Source organism: Rhodococcus sp. GB-02 (assembly GCF_053470465.1).
Genome location: NZ_JBPUKE010000002.1, coordinates 622,863 through 640,762 on the forward strand (window position 1 = coordinate 622,863; position 17,900 = coordinate 640,762).

General features: G+C 61.1%; 22 protein-coding genes. 12 read left to right on the forward strand and 10 right to left on the reverse strand.

Translation table 11 applies throughout. The annotated features are described in order from the left end of the window. Positions 1–56: 56 nt before the first annotated feature. The gene (locus ACSW29_RS16035) at positions 57–635 is read right to left on the reverse strand and encodes a carboxymuconolactone decarboxylase family protein (RefSeq protein ID WP_230814557.1); all 579 of its coding nucleotides are present in this window, start codon (positions 633–635) and stop codon (positions 57–59) included. 135 nt (positions 636–770) lie between these two features. Between ACSW29_RS16035 and ACSW29_RS16040 the strand changes: the two genes are divergently transcribed. Together ACSW29_RS16040 and ACSW29_RS16045 are read left to right on the forward strand one after the other, a co-directional pair. After that, a complete protein-coding gene (locus ACSW29_RS16040; RefSeq protein ID WP_448277686.1) occupies positions 771–1,961 on the forward strand; it encodes a pyridoxal phosphate-dependent aminotransferase in 1,191 nt (396 codons plus the stop codon). Next, positions 1,958–2,968 carry an AraC family transcriptional regulator gene (locus ACSW29_RS16045; protein ID WP_030535335.1) on the forward strand — a complete coding sequence of 337 codons (1,011 nt, stop codon included), beginning with the start codon at positions 1,958–1,960 and terminating at the stop codon, positions 2,966–2,968. Before ACSW29_RS16040 ends, ACSW29_RS16045 begins: the two co-directional genes overlap by 4 nt. Here the strand turns inward: ACSW29_RS16045 and ACSW29_RS16050 are convergent. Both ACSW29_RS16050 and ACSW29_RS16055 read right to left on the reverse strand, forming a co-directional pair. Continuing rightward, on the reverse strand, positions 2,965–3,390 hold the full coding sequence (locus ACSW29_RS16050; protein ID WP_230814559.1) for a VOC family protein: 426 nt from the start codon (positions 3,388–3,390) through the stop codon (positions 2,965–2,967). The two genes, ACSW29_RS16045 and ACSW29_RS16050, sit on opposite strands and share 4 nt — an antisense overlap. A 57-nt stretch (positions 3,391–3,447) precedes the next feature. Next, on the reverse strand, positions 3,448–3,888 hold the full coding sequence (locus ACSW29_RS16055; protein WP_020970517.1) for an Lrp/AsnC family transcriptional regulator: 441 nt from the start codon (positions 3,886–3,888) through the stop codon (positions 3,448–3,450). Between the two features lie 79 nt (positions 3,889–3,967). Here ACSW29_RS16055 and ACSW29_RS16060 point away from each other — a divergent pair, with 79 nt between their 5' ends. The 3 genes from ACSW29_RS16060 (at position 3,968) to ACSW29_RS16070 (ending at position 6,313) form a co-directional block, all read left to right on the forward strand. After that, entirely contained in the window at positions 3,968–4,705 is a 738-nt protein-coding gene (locus ACSW29_RS16060; protein ID WP_317828707.1) for an AzlC family ABC transporter permease, read from the forward strand. Then, positions 4,698–5,027 carry a branched-chain amino acid transporter permease gene (locus ACSW29_RS16065; RefSeq protein ID WP_003940007.1) on the forward strand — a complete coding sequence of 110 codons (330 nt, stop codon included), beginning with the start codon at positions 4,698–4,700 and terminating at the stop codon, positions 5,025–5,027. Before ACSW29_RS16060 ends, ACSW29_RS16065 begins: the two co-directional genes overlap by 8 nt. 140 nt (positions 5,028–5,167) lie before the next feature. After that, complete coding sequence (locus ACSW29_RS16070) at positions 5,168–6,313, forward strand: HoxN/HupN/NixA family nickel/cobalt transporter (protein WP_448277687.1); 1,146 nt, start codon at positions 5,168–5,170, stop codon at positions 6,311–6,313. Positions 6,314–6,335: 22 nt separating this feature from the next. Here the strand turns inward: ACSW29_RS16070 and ACSW29_RS16075 are convergent, their stop codons facing one another. Next, positions 6,336–6,500, reverse strand: coding sequence for a hypothetical protein (locus tag ACSW29_RS16075; protein WP_448277688.1), 165 nt, complete (start codon positions 6,498–6,500; stop codon positions 6,336–6,338). Positions 6,501–6,712: 212 nt separating this feature from the next. Here ACSW29_RS16075 and ACSW29_RS16080 point away from each other — a divergent pair, with 212 nt between their 5' ends. Then, positions 6,713–7,087: a hypothetical protein gene (locus ACSW29_RS16080; RefSeq protein ID WP_448277689.1), complete on the forward strand. Its 375-nt coding sequence runs from the start codon at positions 6,713–6,715 to the stop codon at positions 7,085–7,087. A 270-nt stretch (positions 7,088–7,357) separates the two neighbouring features. Here ACSW29_RS16080 and gap read toward each other — a convergent pair whose 3' ends face one another. Further along, positions 7,358–8,353, reverse strand: coding sequence for a type I glyceraldehyde-3-phosphate dehydrogenase (gap, locus tag ACSW29_RS16085; RefSeq protein WP_448277690.1), 996 nt, complete (start codon positions 8,351–8,353; stop codon positions 7,358–7,360). A gap of 23 nt (positions 8,354–8,376) precedes the next feature. Next, the gene (locus ACSW29_RS16090) at positions 8,377–8,955 is read right to left on the reverse strand and encodes a TetR/AcrR family transcriptional regulator (RefSeq protein WP_448277691.1); all 579 of its coding nucleotides are present in this window, start codon (positions 8,953–8,955) and stop codon (positions 8,377–8,379) included. Positions 8,956–9,084: 129 nt separating this feature from the next. Here ACSW29_RS16090 and ACSW29_RS16095 point away from each other — a divergent pair, with 129 nt between their 5' ends. Together ACSW29_RS16095 and ACSW29_RS16100 are read left to right on the forward strand one after the other, a co-directional pair. Then, positions 9,085–9,669 carry a hypothetical protein gene (locus ACSW29_RS16095; RefSeq protein WP_448277692.1) on the forward strand — a complete coding sequence of 195 codons (585 nt, stop codon included), beginning with the start codon at positions 9,085–9,087 and terminating at the stop codon, positions 9,667–9,669. Positions 9,670–9,859: 190 nt separating this feature from the next. Beyond that, positions 9,860–10,087, forward strand: coding sequence for a hypothetical protein (locus ACSW29_RS16100; RefSeq protein ID WP_448277693.1), 228 nt, complete (start codon positions 9,860–9,862; stop codon positions 10,085–10,087). A 94-nt stretch (positions 10,088–10,181) separates the two neighbouring features. Here ACSW29_RS16100 and ACSW29_RS16105 read toward each other — a convergent pair whose 3' ends face one another. Next, the gene (locus ACSW29_RS16105; protein ID WP_448277694.1) at positions 10,182–10,598 is read right to left on the reverse strand and encodes a DUF7144 family membrane protein; all 417 of its coding nucleotides are present in this window, start codon (positions 10,596–10,598) and stop codon (positions 10,182–10,184) included. Between the two features lie 147 nt (positions 10,599–10,745). Here ACSW29_RS16105 and ACSW29_RS16110 point away from each other — a divergent pair, with 147 nt between their 5' ends. After that, the gene (locus tag ACSW29_RS16110; RefSeq protein WP_448277695.1) at positions 10,746–11,378 is read left to right on the forward strand and encodes an alpha-ketoglutarate-dependent dioxygenase AlkB; all 633 of its coding nucleotides are present in this window, start codon (positions 10,746–10,748) and stop codon (positions 11,376–11,378) included. Here the strand turns inward: ACSW29_RS16110 and ACSW29_RS16115 are convergent. Together ACSW29_RS16115 and ACSW29_RS16120 are read right to left on the reverse strand one after the other, a co-directional pair. Then, on the reverse strand, positions 11,371–12,909 hold the full coding sequence (locus ACSW29_RS16115; RefSeq protein WP_448277696.1) for an AMP-binding protein: 1,539 nt from the start codon (positions 12,907–12,909) through the stop codon (positions 11,371–11,373). The genes ACSW29_RS16110 and ACSW29_RS16115 overlap by 8 nt on opposite strands. Next, positions 12,906–13,733: a crotonase/enoyl-CoA hydratase family protein gene (locus ACSW29_RS16120; RefSeq protein WP_317828700.1), complete on the reverse strand. Its 828-nt coding sequence runs from the start codon at positions 13,731–13,733 to the stop codon at positions 12,906–12,908. The genes ACSW29_RS16115 and ACSW29_RS16120 overlap by 4 nt, the downstream gene beginning before the upstream one ends. Positions 13,734–13,838: 105 nt before the next feature. Here ACSW29_RS16120 and ACSW29_RS16125 point away from each other — a divergent pair, with 105 nt between their 5' ends. After that, positions 13,839–14,612, forward strand: coding sequence for a hypothetical protein (locus tag ACSW29_RS16125; protein ID WP_317828699.1), 774 nt, complete (start codon positions 13,839–13,841; stop codon positions 14,610–14,612). A 22-nt stretch (positions 14,613–14,634) separates the two neighbouring features. On the opposite strand, the gene ACSW29_RS16130 is transcribed toward ACSW29_RS16125, so the two are convergent. Continuing rightward, the gene (locus ACSW29_RS16130; protein WP_448277697.1) at positions 14,635–15,327 is read right to left on the reverse strand and encodes an SDR family NAD(P)-dependent oxidoreductase; all 693 of its coding nucleotides are present in this window, start codon (positions 15,325–15,327) and stop codon (positions 14,635–14,637) included. A 134-nt stretch (positions 15,328–15,461) separates the two neighbouring features. On the opposite strand from ACSW29_RS16130, the gene ACSW29_RS16135 reads away from it, so the two are divergent. Together ACSW29_RS16135 and ACSW29_RS16140 are read left to right on the forward strand one after the other, a co-directional pair. Further along, the gene (locus ACSW29_RS16135; protein ID WP_448278159.1) at positions 15,462–16,379 is read left to right on the forward strand and encodes a LysR substrate-binding domain-containing protein; all 918 of its coding nucleotides are present in this window, start codon (positions 15,462–15,464) and stop codon (positions 16,377–16,379) included. Between the two features lie 139 nt (positions 16,380–16,518). Beyond that, positions 16,519–17,895 (forward strand): MFS transporter, encoded by a 1,377-nt coding sequence (locus tag ACSW29_RS16140; protein WP_448277698.1) that lies wholly within the window; start codon positions 16,519–16,521, stop codon positions 17,893–17,895. Positions 17,896–17,900: the final 5 nt, after the last annotated feature.

Consider the following 17,900-nt stretch of genomic DNA (forward strand, 5'->3'; position numbering starts at 1 on the left):
TCATGATCACGTATCTGCGGAGCATTGTCGATAGTTGCCGTAGACGAGTCAGCGCATCATTCTTCGGCCCAGGGCACGCGGCAGGAGTCTGTGCTGAACCCTTGCTCGATGATCCCCAACGCCGAATACATCCGTGCGCGCATGTTTTCGAGCCCGATCTGATAGGTCAGTTCCACGACGCCCGCTCGCCCGAACCTGCGCTCGAGATCCGCGACCTGCTCGTCCGTCACCCCGTTCTCCCCGTGGGGGTCACCGGTCATGGCATCGGCGTAGGCGATCGCGGCCCGCTCGTCCTCGCTGTACTTCGGTGAATCCCGGTAATTCGCGATCCCTTTCAGCTTGTCGATGTCCAAACCGTCCAGGCGCGAGAGCATCGTCCCGAAGTCGACACACCACGAGCAGCCGACCGTCCAGGCGACGCGATAGACGGCCAGTTCACGAATGTTCGACGGCAGCACCTTCGACGCCTTCTGCACGGCCATCTCGTGACGGGCAGCGGCGACGAACAATTTCCGATGGTTGGCCAGGACGGCAAAGGGCTCGGGGACTTCGTCGTACTGCCTGGCGGCGAATTTGTATGCCACTTTGATCAACGGACTGGCTTCTGACGGTGTCACTGCGGGAATGCGAGTCATGGCAAGCCTCCGTATGTTCTGGGGCACCGGATTCGATGCTCTCTACAGAGTTGGACGATGGCGGCGATTCAAACGTGACAAGCACCGCGTCCGAGCGGATGTGAGGATGCGGTGTCAGCCGACTAAGCTGCAAAGATGCCTTCGACGCCCCGCAACCGCACCGTCTCGCGTCTGCAGCCGTTCGCATCCACGATCTTCGCCGAGATGACAGCGTTGGCCACACTTCACGACGCGGTCAACCTCGGTCAGGGCTTTCCGGATACCGACGGTCCTGCGGCCATGCTCGAAGTAGCGCGTCGAGCCATCGCCGAAGGCGTCAATCAATACCCGCCCGGTCCGGGCATGCCCGTCTTGCGTCGGGCCATCGCGGAGGATCGGCGCATCCGCTACGGACTCGACAGTGATCCCGACTCCGAAGTTCTGGTCACCGTCGGCGCCACCGAGGCGATCAGTGCTGCGATTCTCGGACTGGTCGAACCCGGCGAAGAAGTAGTGCTGATCGAGCCGTACTACGACTCCTACGCTGCATCCGTCGCATTGGCAGGCGCTGTGCGTCGCACAGTTCCGCTGGTTGCCGCGGGAGACGGATTCGCGGTCGATCTCGATGCATTGCGCGGCGCGATCACCGCCAAGACGAAGATGCTGATCGTCAACAGTCCTCACAACCCCACCGGCACCGTATTCACCGATCACGAACTTCGAGCGATCGCCGAACTCGCGTGCGAACGCGACCTGATCGTGTTGAGTGACGAGGTCTACGAACACTTGGTCTTCGACGGCCTCACCCACACACCGATGGCGTCGCTCCCGGGCATGCGTGAGCGCACCGTCACTGTGTCCAGTGCCGCAAAGACTTTCAATGTCACCGGCTGGAAAACCGGCTGGGCGATCGGCCCCCGAGAACTCATCGACGGAGTCCGTGCCGCCAAGCAGTTCATGTCATTTGTTGCCGGTGCACCGTTCCAACCGGCCATTGCCTACGCGCTCACCAACGAACAGCCGTGGGTCCTCGAACTTCGACAGAGCTTGCAAGGCAAACGGGACGTACTCGGAAAAGCGCTGACCGAGGCCGGTTTCACGGTGCATTCCGGCGGCGGCACGTACTTCCTCCTTGCCGACATCAGACCATTGGGTGAAACCGATGGAGGAGATTTCTGCCGCGCACTGCCCGAGCGTATCGGCGTCGCGGCCGTACCGGTCGACGTGTTCGCAGACAACCGCGACGATTGGAAGCACCTGGTGCGCTTCGCCTTCTGCAAGCAGGACCACATTCTGTCCGAAGCTGCACGCCGTCTCCACCTGCTCCACGGAGCAACGCACCCATGACAGCGCGGACAATCCCGACCGCATTCGTCCACCGCTATCTCGCGTTCTCGCCGGACAACGACGTCGACTTGTCAGGTGCACTGCGAGCTGCTGGGATCGACCTCGAGACATTGTCCGACCCGCGCGCCCGGCTGACCCCGACTCAGGTCACCACGTTCATTCAATCCACCTGGCAGATCACCGACGACGAATTGTTCGGCCTCGGATCCGCCCCGGTCCCCCGTGGCACTTTCCGATTGATCTGCCTGACATTGATCCATTGCCCTGACCTCGGATCAGCCTTCGCTCGAATGTCCGACGTGATCCGTGCGCTACCGGCTCTGGCACCACTGTCGATCGAGAAGGGTGAGGAAAGCACTCGGGTGAGTTTCGCTGTCCGAGCTCGCGAAGGCGTCGCCGAACCTGATGTCGCAGAACGTGTCACGACCGATTTTGTCCTGATCTTGCTGCACCGATTTTCCGCGTGGTTGATCGGAAAGCGCGTCCGACTTCGGGCAGTCGAATTTCCGTACTCGGCACCGGATGCGCGGTTGGCGCAGGACTACGACTACATCTTCGGAGCGCCCGTCACCTTCGGCGCGCAGCGAGCGGCACTGGAGTTCGACAACTCGGCAATGCGTGCACCGATCATCCAAACCGAGGAGACATTGGAGGAGTACCTCCGAGAATCTCCGATTCAGCTCATGTCAGAACGCGATTACGACAGCACCGCGTCGGCGCAGGTGCGACGGGTCCTGGAACTCGGGGTGAAAGGCCGAACCTCCACGGCCGAGGAGATCGCCGAGATGCTCTCGATCAGTGTTCCCCATCTGCGTCGACTGCTGCGGCGTGACGGAACATCGCTGAATCAACTACGGGAGGAAGTGCTCCGCGACGTAGCCATCGCTGGTTTGCGGCGCGGAGAATCCGTCGAAGTACTCTCGGCGCGATTGGGATTCTCCGAGCCCAGCGCGTTCCGTCGGGCCTTCAAACGATGGACCGGCGACACTCCGAGTTCGTACCGCTAGCCGACGCAGAACTCGTTTCCTTCGGGATCGGTCATCGTGATCCACACGCTCGGCCCCTGCGCTCCTCGGTGCAGGATCGTCGCCCCCACCTTCTCGAGTTGCGCTGCAACATCCTCGCGCTTGTCGCCCACGCGTATGTCGAAATGGAGTCGGTTCTTCACCGTCTTCGATTCCGGAACCAGTTGGAACAGAACGCGGGGACGTTCGGGATGCTCCGGATCGCTGATGGCCGCACCTTCGCGCCAGACGAGGACTCCCTCGAATGTCGTGGTGTCGGATTCCTTGGCGTGACCAGCGGCGACGAGGCCCCTGATGAAGTCTTCGTCGCTAGGCTCCGCTGCCCACCCGAGTGCTGCGGCCCACCACTTCGCTTGTTCGTGCGGATGTGCCGAATCTACTGTGACTTGAAATTCGTATCCCATGTTCCGACGTTAACGCCTACCACCGACACCTAGAGCAGGTTCAGCCGAGTCCGGGCGTCAGTCGACACTCTTGATGGTCTTCATGGTGATCAGCGACGTCACCCGCGAGACAGCCGGAAGCCCGCTGAGCTTGGTGACCATGAAGTTCTCGTACGTCGCGAGATCTTTCACCGCGACCCGAATGAAGTAGTCGGGAATTCCGAACAATCGCCGACATTCGATCACTTCGTCGAAGGCTGCGACCTGGGATTCGAAGTCCTCGATGGTCGCCTGATCGTTGACTCCGATCTCGGCGGTGACGATCACCTGAAATCCTCGACCGAGCGCCTCCTGACTGACGATCGCGCGGTACCCGGTGATGATTCCATCGGCTTCGAGCTTTTTCACGCGGCGCAGGCAAGGGGACGGTGTCAGACCCACCAGATCCGCCAATTCCGTGTTCGTCAAACTCGAGTCCTGACGGAGGTGAAATAAAATTGCGTCATCCATGGCATCCATCGCACTATTATTGCGCACTGTTCAATATGTGGGCATTCTGAGCAATCGATCACCTCGATCTTTGTTATAGATTTGCGTCGTGATCGAACCAGCATCGTCGACGGCCGCACCAGCCGTCGAACTCCCACCGCGAACCCCGGCGTGGCGGCACGCCTTCCAGCTGTCGCTACCGGTCGGATTCGGCCTGCTCCCACTCGGGATCGCACTTGGTGTTCTTGTGGTCCAACAAGGGCTCAGCCCTTGGTGGGCAGTCGCTTTCACCTCGCTGATCTACGCAGGATCGCTGGAATTTCTCGCCGTCGGAATGGTCGCGGCCATGACACCACTGCCGTACGTCGCTCTGACTGCACTGCTGGTCAACTTTCGACATGTGTTCTACGCCTTGAGTTTTCCGCTGGAGAAGATTCGAAATCCCTTCGCTCGCTTCTACAGCATGTTCGCGCTGACCGACGAGGCGTACGCGATGTCGGTGACTGCCGATCCCAAGGCACTCACCGGCCGCACCATCGTCTACTCCCAGCTGTACCTCCACGGCTACTGGATCGGTGGCGCGATTCTGGGTGCGACAGCAGGACAATGGATTCCGGACTCGATCGTCGGCCTCGACTTCGCCCTGACGGCGTTGTTCGTCGTCCTCTCGATCGAAGCAATTCGCGCGCAAAAAGGATTCGCGGTGCCGGTCGCCGCGGTCACCTGCGCTCTGGTCGCCCGGCTGGCAGCGCCGGACCACATGTTGCCAATTGCGATGGGCGCCTTCGTGCTCTTCCTGATCTGCCGCTTCGTCTACGACTCGCGCAAGGCGAAGATCGATGCCTGACACCTCGTACATCTTTGCGGCGGTCGCCGTCATGGCCGTGGTCACCTTCGCGCTGCGGGCGATTCCGTTCGCCGCGCTCATGCCACTGCGCTCCTCCGCCCTGGTCGGGTACCTCGGCATCTACATGCCAGCAGGCGTCATGTTGATCCTCGTCATGTATTCACTCAAAGGGGTGTCGATCACCGCTCCTTCTCACGGCCTACCCGAACTGATTGCAGTGTGCGCCACGATCGCCGCGCACCTCTGGCGAAAGAATGCCGTCCTGAGCATCGTCGTCGGAACGACGATCTACGTCGCGCTGGTCAATACCGTGTTCGCCTGAGCATTTCCCATCGACGCGCAAAATATCTTTACTCCCGAATGGGCAATTTGTAACCTCCAGGCGCTTATCTGAACAGTTGAACACTTATACGATTTCAGTAGCGTGGCCGCCGGCCGCGACTGAAGGATCGGTGAGGTTCGATGTCCACGACAATGACCACGACGGGCACTCGAATCGCCAGCGCTTGGCACAGTCTGGATCGAGGCCAGCGTCGAAGCATCATCGGGATGACCGTCACCGTCGTAGCGCTCAACGTCGTCGGGTGGGCAGTTCTTCTCGGTCTGGTTGTCCCCGGCCACTACACGATCGAAGGCAGTGTCTTCGGCATCGGACTCGGTGTCACGGCGTACACGCTCGGCATGCGCCATGCATTCGACGCCGATCACATCGCCGCTATCGACAACACCACTCGGAAGTTGGTGGCGGACGGCAAGAAACCGATGTCCGTCGGGTTCTGGTTTTCGCTCGGACATTCGACCATCGTCTTCGTTCTCGTCGCCCTCTTGGCTTTGGGTGTGCGGCAACTGGCCACCAGCCTTTCCGACGACAACTCCGATCTGGAGAAGTGGGCCGGCTTGTTCGGCACCACCATTTCCGGCACGTTCCTGATTTTGATCGGAATCTTGAACCTTGTCTCTCTCATCGGGATTCATCGGGTGTACACGAAGTACAAGGCCGGAACCTTCGACGAGGAACAACTCGAGAAGGAACTCGACAGCCGCGGCGCCCTGAACAAGATTCTGGGCCCGGTGATGAAGATGGTTCGCAAGCCCTGGCACATGTACCCGGTCGGTCTCCTGTTCGGACTGGGATTCGACACCGTCACCGAAGTCGGACTGTTGGTGATCGCCGGCGGCGCGGCGGCGACAGGGCTCCCGTGGTATTCGATCCTCGTTCTGCCGATCCTCTTCTGCGCCGGGATGTCGCTTTTCGACTCGATCGACGGATCGTTCATGAACTTCGCCTACGGTTGGGCATTTGCTCAGCCGGTCCGAAAGATCTACTACAACATGGTGATCACCGGACTCTCGGTGGCAGTCGCCCTGCTGATCGGGACCCAGGAAATCATCTCGATCTTCACCGACAAACTCGACATCCACGACGGGATTCTCGGCGCTGTCGGAAACCTAGATCTCGGTGCGATGGGCTTCATCATCGTCGGACTCTTTGTCGCCACCTGGCTGATTGCTCTACTCGTGTGGCGGTACGGCCGCATCGAAGAACGGTGGCAAGCGCAGTCCGGTGCAGCGGTAGCACGACGAGCGACGGCAGACGACGTGATGTGAGTTCGACTCGGTCCCCGCGGAATCATGGGCCACCCGAAAGCGAATAGCTGATGTACGTCTCGCCCCATGGCGGCGCAAAGACATCAGCGCTGCGATAAGTGAAGGCCAGATACAGGTAGGCCGCCACCACAATCGTTGCCAGCGCTACCGCGCCGATCTTGAATGCACGTCGAAGCAGGGTCGGCATGGCTCACGGTACAACGAGCGGAATTTGCACCCCTGGTCGATCAACCGAAATGGGCAGAGGTCGCAGACTCGACTGCCCGAGTGATTCGCAATGCAATTCTCCTGTCGGGCACGTTCAGTGCGATTCCCACTTTTATCGAAAGACGCATCCCGAGGAGTTGGCGAGATGCAATAGTGGAGTTCGAACGGGGTCAGCCCCGGCTAGGAGAAACGGTGCGGATCCGTCATCCGGTAGTGGGTGTGGCAATCACGGGACTTGTTCTTGCAGTGGCCGGATGCGGTAGCGGCGACGGCGAAGCTGCCGAAGGACCAGGGATCGCCGTGGCAGCGGAAACCAAGCAAGTTCCCGACCGGGTGACCGTGCATCGACCTGCCCTCATCGACACCAGCATTTCCCCGTTCGACGTGCCTGCATGGCCAGGGCCGCACCCCTCCGAATTCCTCGAACCCCACCCGCCGTCGGGTGAGAGCGGTGAGATCGCCGGCGACCAAGCTGCGGCAACGTACGCGGCCTCGCTCGACAACCCCGATGCACTGTGGAACGTAGATGGCACGGTGCAGTGGCTGGTTGTCGATCCGCTTCGGTGAGTGTCTCCACCAGGATGTGCACATCAGCTTGTCCTGCACCTTTCCTGGGTTCTGGCGACGCCAATCAGGTTCGGCAGTTGTGAGCGGGCACTGAAAACGCATCTCTATCCCACGCCCTTGGCCAGTCGAGACGATGGCGGATCGATATTGCGGGCACCACGCCTGGGTATCGTCCGTGCGAGGGTTTCCCAAGGGACAGCAGTTCTCATCGCACAGCAGTTCTCATCGCACAGCCTTACAGGCAAAGCCTCCCGCCCTTGCGTCTGGTCTCTATGAGCCGACGCGCTGCGAGAGGTCGACGAGGCGATTCGAGAAACCCCACTCGTTGTCGTACCAGGCGAAGACCTTGACTTGTTCGCCGACGACCTGTGTGAGGGGCGCATCGAAGATTGCCGAGTGACGATTGCCGACGATGTCGGCAGAGACAAGTGGCGCCTCCGAATAGGCAAGGTAAGACGAGAGTTCGGGAGTCTGCGATGCGGCGCGGAATGCTTCGTTGATCTCCACGACAGTCGCCGGTCGTGAGAGGTGGGCAGTGAGGTCGGTGATGGAACCGACTGGCACGGGGACGCGTAGCGAGAGTCCGGTTAGTTTTCCGTCCAGCTCTGGGATGATCCGCCCGATGGTGGCGGCGGCGCCGGAGGAAGTCGGGATCGTGGACAATGCCGCGGCGCGGGCGCGCCGGAGATCGCTGTGAGGAGCATCGTGGAGGCGCTGGTCGCTTGTGTAGGCGTGGACCGTCGTCATAAGTCCGGACTCGATGCCGAACGCCTCGTGCAGCACCTTCACCATCGGTGCGAGGCAGTTGGTCGTGCAGGATCCGTTCGAGAATACGTCCTCCGACATATCGAGGACGTCGGCGTTTACCCCAAGTACAACTGCAGGGACATCGCTGTCGGCCGGCGCCGAAATGATCACCTTTCGCGCTCCCGCTGTCAGGTGTTGGCGAGCGTTGACCGAGTCCGTGAATCGGCCGGTCGACTCTATGACGACATCGACGCGTTCGGCTCGCCAGGGGATGAGGGAAGGCTCGCGCTCAGAGGTGACGCGAATGCGCTTTCCTGCAACGAGAATCGCGTCCCCGTCGACCTCAACGCCCTCCAGATGACCGGACACCGAGTCCCACTCAAGGAGCGAAGCGAGGGTTGCGGCGTCGGCGATGTCGTTGATCGCGACGATCTCGACATCCGCATCGCTGCGTAGCGCAGCCCGCAGGTAGCTGCGACCGATACGGCCGAAGCCGTTGATTCCGACACGAACGGACATCGATTTTCTCTTTCTCGAGTTGGTCAGTGATCGGTGCGGAGAGCGGACTGGGCGGCGTCGAGCAGGGAAATGGCTCCACGAACCGCCGCGTCCATCGGGCCCTGTTCACCCTGCGCGCGGGCAAGTACATAGCCGCCCTGCAGGACGGCTGCGAGCGTGCGCGCGAGATCCGCCGGGACGATGCTCGTCGGAAGTTCTCCTGCAGCAATCGCGGCAGTGATCGCCCGCTCCCAATGGTTCAGCATGGTGTCGAAGGCATTCGCAACGACTGCGATCAGTTCTGGGTCCGTGACCACTTCCGGGTCCTGGGTCATCCGACCCACCCGGCACCCCCGAGTACCCGGTCGCGGCAACGAGAGATAGCGCTTCATCTGCTCGAGGGGCGAGCCTTCTCCACCCAATGGAGATGACTTGCCCGTCATTTCTCCGGTAACTGCAGACAGCGCTTCTACCGCGAGTTCGTGCTTTCCACTGAAATGGTGATACATGCTGCCCTGACCAACCCCGGCACGTGCCATCACGTCACGTGGACTCGTCGCCGCATAGCCGCGCTCCCACAACAGCTCTGCCATCGCACCCGTCAGCTGGTCCTTTGAGTTCACGATCCGACTGTAACAACTAGTATGTACAATCTCAACGTGGGTTCGACCAACAGGCCGGCCGGGCGATTGTGCGGTAATCGACCAGAGCATCGTTGCCGTTCTGGACGTGGCATCTGCAAGACTCCTGAAATGAAGCACGTCGGGCGCGAAGCAGCGGCACTGCTCAACGGAGCCGGGATAGAACTCAGCGAGGGCCTGACCGATGCTGAGTTCGATACCGTCCACGAACGCTTTGGATTTCATTTCAATCCAGACCACCGCAGCCTCCTTGCCACGGCGCTACCACTTGGCGACGGTTGGCCGAACTGGCGCAGCGCCGACGACGTCGAGTTGGGAATTTGGTTGGATAGTGTCACCGAAGGTTTCATTTGGGATGCACTGCATCAACAACCACCGTTCTGGCCGGCATCGTGGGGCACAATGCCCGCCTCACCCGAGGACGTTGCCACAATCGTGCGTCAACAGATCGGAGCGTGGCCGCGCCTTGTCCCGGTCTTCAGACACCGCTTCACGCCCGCCGCAACCTCTCCCTCAGGGTCGCCAGTGATCTCCGCGTGGCAGACCGACATCGTCTACTACGGGGCAAACCTCCTCGAATATCTCGCCAATGAGTTCCCCCGCGGACAGGGCCGAAAGACACTCTCTCCCATTAGCGTCCGCGTACCGTGCTGGTCCCGATTCATCGAGGCGGCCAACCGCGCGGACTCGATCTGACCGGGCAAAGGTCCTGTTCTATCGGTCAGGAGTTTCACGGACGAATTTGCCGGGTATTGATCACTTGCGGCGGCGATTTCCAAAGCGAGGGGTCAGCCGCGCAAGGTCTGCCCCCGGCTGTCACTCGCCGGGTGGCGGGCCGCCAAAACAAGCGGGCCGCCAAAACAATCTGCGCCAGGCGATGATTTCGATGCAAACGACACGACTCGACACCATCCTGATTCTGATCGTCGGGACGGCAATCGGACTGAGCGTATGGCTGGCCACACAGGAACCAATCGCGTCGATCGGACTCGGAATAGTAACGGTCGTGATCTGCTGGATTTCTTGCTCGATGATCCACGGCTTCCCACACCGATCGACGAAGGACATGCGTCCGCGCGAGAACCAGGAGCGCGAATCACCGAAACGGCGTTGACGCCGTGCGGTGATGGAGCCAACCGTGGAGGCCCGGACACAGCAGAGTGAGTGGTTCACCTGTCGCAGGTGAACCACTCACTCTGGTCAGTCGATCAGACCTCGTCGGGTCGCCATGTCGCGACAGCCCAGATCACAGCGACGTCGAGAGCGATGATCACGATCGACCACAGCGGGTAGTAGGGCAACCACAGAAAGTTCGCCACGATCGAAAGTGCCGCGATGACGAATGCCATCCCGCGGGCCCACGCCATGCCGACGAACAATCCCAACGACACCGCGATGCCGATGATTCCGAGCACGGTGTGGATCCAACCCCACGTCGTGACGTCGAATTCGAAGGTGTAATTGACTCCGACGATCAGAAGATCGTTGTCCGCGAGAGCCGCTATGCCTTGCAGCAGCGCGACGATTCCCGCAACGAAGAGCAGGCAGGCTGCCGCCACTGTGGTCCCGATGGCAAAGCCTTGTCGGACAGGGTGGTTCGCATGAGATTGGCGCGGAGCAGTCATGACATCCCCTTCATCGGCGAAATAGCGTGAGAACAGTATTCAAAGGTTCACGCCGCCGGACATCACCCAGCAAGGATGAACAGCCGTCCAGCACTGCAATCCGAATTCATGGGAACATATGTTCGATTCCGGTGTACTGTGGTGCCCATGACCGCCACGATGCAACCGTCTTTGTTCGACAACGGTGACCTGGGCGTCTCTTTGGACGATCTCGAGGGCACGGTGCAGAGACGTATCCTCACCGCGGGCGCTTGGGTCGACCATCGCCCTGCTTGGCTGACCGGATCGGAGGCCGTGTTCGACAATCTGGAAGCTACGGTCCCGTGGCGATCCGAACGGCGTCAGATGTACGACCGCGTTGTCGACGTCCCTCGTCTGGTGTGTTTCTACGCGGAGAATCAACGACTGCCGGACGCACTTCTCACCGAAGCGAAGGACGTGCTGAGCAGGCACTACTTCAACGAACTCGGCGAACCATTCACCACATCGGGTCTGTGTTTCTATCGCGACGGTTCCGACAGCGTTGCCTGGCACGGGGACGACACCGGACGAAGCCGCACCGAGGACACGATGGTTGCCATCCTGTCTCTCGGCGCCGCTCGCCCACTACTACTGCGTCCCCGTGGGGGCGGCGAATCCATCCGGTTCAATCTCGGGCACGGCGATCTCCTCGTGATGGGCGGATCCTGCCAACGCACGTGGGAACACTGCGTCCCCAAGAGTGCGCGGGCCCTCGGGCCGAGAATCAGCGTTCAATTCCGCACTCGCGGAGTCAGATAGCGTCGCGGAGTCCGTCTCGCAGCGCCTTCCGATTGAGCTTGCCGACGGCCGTCTTCGGTATGGATTCTGCGAAAACGACCCGACGCGGCTTCTTGTACGACGCCAGTCGCTCGCCAACATGAGCGACCAATGATGCTTGCAGTGAGTCGTTTTCGACGGTCCCGTCCGCGAGGACAACCACGGCCGTGACCGCCTCCACCCACTTGGCATCTGCGGTGCCCACCACGGCGACCTCACGAACAGACGGATGCGTCAGGAGTGCATCCTCGACTTCACGGGGGTAGACGTTGTATCCGCCGCTGATGATCATGTCCGAAGCCCGGTCCTTCAGGAACAGGAATCCGTCGGCATCGAACTGGCCGATGTCGCGTGTGTGAACCCAACCGTCTTCGGTGAAGGTGTCCGCATTCAGTTCCGGTGCGTTGAAGTATCCGGCGATCGCAGATGGCGAGCGGATCACAATTTCACCCGGTTCTCCCTGCGGCACTTCGCGTCCTTCGCCGTCGAGCAGCCTGATCTCGACGTCGATGGCGGGCTGACCACAGGACAGTAGTCGATCCTCCGTATGGTCTTCGGGCCGAAGGACTGCGATACACAGCGGCGCCTCGGTCTGCCCGTAGTACTGCAGGAAGCGGTGTTGCCCCCACGCCTGCATTGCCCGTTCGATGGTGGCCAGTGGCATCGGCGACGCACCGTAGATCACGGATTTCAGACTCGAGACGTCTGCGCTGGCGAAATCAGGGCGTTCGAGGAGCATCTGAATCATCGTCGGCACCAGATTGATCGCGGTGGCACGATGCTCGGTTATCGAGTTCAAGAACGTCGACGGGTCGAAACCGGGAAGGATGACGGTTTTTCCGCCGCGGAGCCAGAACGGAAGCACGAACACACCGCTGGCATGGATCAGCGATGCCGCATGCAGCATGGTGTCGTCCTGAGTCGCCGGAAGAAGATTGAGCAGCACATTGCGGCAGATGGCGGCGTAACTGCGCTGAGTGTGCTGCGCGGCCTTCAATGTTCCCGTAGTGCCGGACGTGAACAGCGTCAGGATCACATCGTCGGGAGCCACCTCGATGTCCGGCATGTCCGAAGGCATGCTCTGCGCTCGATCCAACAGCGAAAGCTGTCCCTCCGAGTTCGTTTCCAGCCCGACGAACGTCCGATCTGGGAACCTGGCGGACAGTTCAGCAGCTCGGTCCGCAAGGTCAGTACCGAAAACGACGTGCGAGGTGTCGGTGTCCTCGAGCATTCTCGCGTGCTCGTCCAGCGACAGTCGCGAGTTGAGCGGAACCCTGTTGATGCCGGCTTTGACACACGCAAAATCGACAGGCACGCTGGCAAGAGAGTTGTTGACCAGCAACGCAACCCGTGCACCCCGCCCGATACCGAGGGCGATGAATGTATGCGCCAATCGGCTGCTGAGTTCGTCCACTTCCGTGAACGTCATCGATCGATCGCCGAAGACGACGGCTGTTCGCGGTCCGTGCTGTCGCGCGCCACGGGCGATCAGGTCTTTGGTTATGGGCATCATGGTTCAGTTTCCTCGTTCGAATTCGGGTTGTTCTCGAATCGGCCGTGCCGGCCGGCGCCCGCGGCGAACGCAGCAGCGCCGCGCACACCTTCAGCGATGACAATGGGATTTCCTGCGACGCCCTCGGCTCGCAAGGCTTCCGCAAGTGGTCGATCAAAAGATCGGTAGGCCGACGCGCGATCCGCGAGCATGCAGAGTTGAGGAAAAGCGGTCAACTGGTGCGCAAGGTCCTTGGCCGCCTGGAGTGATTGACCCACTGGAACAACACGATTGGCCAGTCCGAAGGTCAGCGCCTCCGGAGCGTCAACCGGACGACCGGTCAAGATCATGTCGAGCGCTCGCCCCTGCCCGACAATTCGCGGCAGTCGCACGGTCCCGCCGTCGATGAGTGGAACTCCCCAGCGTCGGCAGAAGACTCCGAACACGGAATCTTCCTCGCAGATCCTCAGGTCCGCGAGCAACGACAGCTCGAGCCCTCCTGCAACCGCGTATCCACTGACGGCGGCGATCAACGGTTTGGACAACACCAACCGACTCGGCCCCATCGGACCGGTGCCGCCGCCTTCCGGATGCAACTCGTGCACGCGGGCGGGATCGGAGACTGCGGTCAAATCCGCACCGGCACAAAATGTGCCGCCCGCACCCCACAGAATCGCCACCTTCTGGCTCTCGTCCGACTCGAACTCCAGGAAGGCATCACGCAACTGCGCCGCCATCGGTCCGTCAACCGCATTCTTGCGATCGGGGCGATTCATCACGACAACGGTGACGCCACCGTCACGCTCCACATAGACATCGCCACCTGGTCGATCGGAGTCGGTCACGATATTTCCTCACTGCTCGCGGATAAGGTTTCCCGGTACCCACCATGCCACTTGTAACAGAATTTGTCAGGAGTTGTTCAAAAGTTGTTACAAACTGATCGAGGAATGTCCGCAACCCGAGTTGTGCTGGACCTCGCAACGGCGAGCCCGGACGCCGAGTTCAGCACCGCCGTGCTGACCCGGGCCGGCGAGATTGTCGGCGTCAGCGCATCGAGCATTCGCGTGGCAGCGGGCCGTCTGTGCCGCGAGGACAAACTGCGTCGCACCGCCCGGGGAACGTACGTCCTCAACCCGGACGGCATCCCCACCTACAGCGAGGTCGAGGGGTGGCGAACTCGTACCGATCGCATACGTCCATGGGACGGCACCTGGATCGCCGTCGAGCACTCAGGGCTCAAACGAAGCGATCGCACCGCCGCCCGCCGGCACGATCAAGCGTTGCGCCTGGCGGGCTACGAGGACTGGAAGCCCACACTGGCAGTCCGTCCGAACAATCTCGCCGGCGGAATCGACATCGCTCGCCGCACTCTCCGTCGACTCGGCGCCGCTCCCGAATCGTCGCTCATGAAAGTTGATCACCTTGCCCCCGAGGATGATTCGACAATCCGCACACTCTGGAACTCGGAGGCCCTGTTGGCCGACATTGCCGAGGCTCGCCAAGCACTCACACAGGCGCAAACCCGCCTGGCGGCAATCGGCCGCGAGGAAGCCGCCCGCGAATCACTTGCCCTGGGCAGTGCGATCATCGCGGTCATCGTCCGCAATCCACTACTTCCGGAAGAGCTCGAACCAACGCAGCCACTGCGAGACCTGATCTCGCACATGCTCGAGTACCAGGATGCGTCTCGTGAACTGTGGCAGTCGCTGCTCCAATTCTGATCGGCTCCCTCCAGAAGGCATTTCAGTACGTTGCGCGGCCACCGCTGGCGTCGTACACGGCACCGGTCGAGTAACTCACCGCAGACGACGACAGCCAGGAGATCAGTTCGGCGATCTCGTCCGCCTTCCCCATCCGCGCCATCGGCGTCAATGATTGCGAACGGGCGAGAATGGCCGGATCGGTGCCGGCATTCATGGGGCTTTCCACGGCCGCCGGCGCTATCGCGTTGACCAGCACGCCGGTGGTGGCGACCTCTTTGCCGAGTGATTTAGTCAGCGCGACAACGGCCGCCTTGGACGCCGAATACGCACTCTGATTCGGGTTTCCGTCCTTGGCAGCAATACTCGCGAGATTGACGACCCGCCCCCACCCCGACGCGACCATCCCCGGCACGAATGCCCGGCACATGAGGAATGTTCCCTCGACGTTGATGCGGAACGTACGCTGCCAGGCCGCAAGATCGACGTCGACCAGCGGCGCTGACGGCCCGACAATTCCCGCACTGTTGATCAAGATGTCGACACTGCCGACTCGGGCACGAAGCGCGTCGACGGCGACCGGGTCACTCACGTCGAGTTGTTCGTGCGCTCCCTCGGTAAGATCTGCCGTTATCACCCGAACCCCCTTCTCCATCAGCAACTTTGCGCTGGCGGCGCCGATTCCGCTCGCACCGCCGGTGATGAGCGCGGTGACACCTTCCGGGTAACTCTGCATCCTCTTCACTCCTGAGTTTCTGTGCATTACGCACTCAGTTTATGTTGCAAATAGGCATAATTGCCGTCACACTGTGTAGAAATTCTGAATATATGGCGTTTGTCCTCGACGTCAAATACCTGGAGGCGTTGTCGATGGAAACCCGCTGGTTGCACGCGTTCGTCGCGGTTGCGGAAGAACTTCACTTCGGACGGGCCGCGTCACGGCTCCAGATGGCGCAGTCGCCGCTCAGCCAAATGATCCGAAAGCTCGAAAAAGACATCGGCGTCAAGTTGTTCGAACGAAGCACCCGTAGCGTCGCGCTCACGTCCGGCGGACACGCCTTTCTCCCCCACGCCTATCGCGTCATCGAGAACATGGAAACCGCACGGCACGCTACGCGTGCGTCCTCGGGAGGCGTCTACGGACGAGTCACGATCGGATTCACCGGAGTGCTCAACTATCAAGCACTTCCGCCGCTCACCCGCGCGTTGCGTCAGCGCTATCCCGAAGTCGAACTGACACTTCTCGGCCGGATCATGACGCGCGACGCGGTCATTCAACTCGAGAGCGGCGCCCTCGATCTCGCCTTCGTCGGGCTACCGGTGGAATCCGCATCGCTCTCTACCCGACTTATCCGACGGGAGGCGTTCGGCGCAGTACTTCCGATCGACCATCCCCTTGCCGAGAGGGACGCGATCGATCTCCGCGAATTGGCCGGCGACGGATTCGTGACCACCCCGCTCTCGGCCGGCTCGGCACTGCAGGAGACCGCGATGCGGGCCTGCATGAATGCCGACTTCAGACCTCGCGTAGTCCAGGAGATCACCGATCCGTACATGATCCTGATGCTTGTTGCTGCCGGCGTCGGTGTAGCCCTGATGACGTCCGGCATGGCTGCCATCACCCCACCTGGCAGTGTGTTCGTCCCGCTCACCGGCGAGCCGACGTTCATGAATCACGGAATTGCCTGGTCACCCCGACATATGACCGATGCGCTCGCCGTCGCACTGGAGACATCCGAGGAGATTCTGCCTACGCCGGATATTGAGACCAAAAACGTCATTATCTGAGACTCATTTAGTGTTGGACGCGCCATAGTCCTTCGTGGCACTGTCGTCTCAGCCGCCGAAAGGTGAGGGACGTCACCGATGCGTGGTGCATCACCAAACGTGCCGCCACGGCCGGCCCATCGGGACGAAAGGACTTCACATGGCACCACCGATCACCTCCACCGGTTCCACGCACTCCACCGAGGAGCACCCGAATTCGAATGCGCGCCGCGCCGCTGTTTCGGGCTTCCTCGGCAGCACCCTCGAGTACTATGACTTCTTCATCTACGGCTCCGCAGCCGCGCTCGTGTTCCCCAAGATCTTCTTTCCTGGCGGCGGCTCGACGGCAACGCTGCTCTCGATCAGCACCCTGGGCGTGGCCTACGTCGCGCGCCCACTCGGCGCAGTGATGTGGGGACACCTCGGCGATCGGTACGGACGCAAGAACGCGCTTCTCGCCTGCCTGCTCCTCATGGGTGTTGCGACGGTCATCGTCGGTTGCCTGCCGACCTACGACCAGATCGGCATCGCCGCGCCGATCATTCTCGTCTTGCTTCGCCTACTTCAAGGGCTCTCTGCCGGCGGTGAATCACCCGGCTCTTCGGCACTGACGCTCGAACACGCACCGGATCACCGTCGTTCGTTCTTCACCTCGTTCACCATGAGCGGGATCATGTTCGGCATCGTCGTCTCCAGCCTGGTATTCATCCCAGTGGCGAGCCTGCCCGACGAAGACCTCTACTCGTGGGGTTGGCGAGTTCCCTTCTGGCTCAGCATCATCGTGACCGTCGTTGCGCTGTGGCTACGTCGAGCCCTTGATGAGCCTGAGGTATTCGAAGAACTCAAGGAACAGGACGAGACGGCCGGAATTCCCGTCGTCGAGATGTTCCGCTCGCACTGGCGCACCGTAATCCGTATCAGCATGAGCTCGACCTTCGCGATGATCAACACCATCGTCAACGTCTTCGCCCTGGCGTACGCCGTCGAATCCGGATTCGAACGCTCCACGATGCTGTGGGCCATCGCGACCGCCAATTTTGTTGCCGTACTGACTCAGCCGCTGTTCGGCATTCTCTCGGATCGCTACGGACGTAAGCCCATCTTCGTCGTCGGTGCCATCGGAGCCGGCCTGATGATCTTCGTGTTCTTCCATTCGATCGGAACCCAAAGCGTCCCCATGGTCTTCGCTTCGGGAATTGTCATGATCGGCATCTTCTACGCGATGCCCAACGGCACGTACCCGGCATACTTCCCGGAGCAGTTCCCCGCGAAGGTCCGATACACCGGAATGGCCGTCAGCCTCATGCTCGGACTCCTTGTCGCCGGCTTCACACCTGCTATCGCCCAAGCGATTTCGGCCGGAGACAAGAGCAACTGGACACCGGTTGCATGGATGTGCCTGGGCTTCGCCGTCATCTCAGCCATCGCGGCAATGACCGGACCGGAAACGTACCGCACGCCCACAGCGGAACTGGGCCAACCGAAGCCGAGCCTGCCGAGCAAGCAGGACTCAGAGCTCACCAGCAACAACGCTTGACCGGA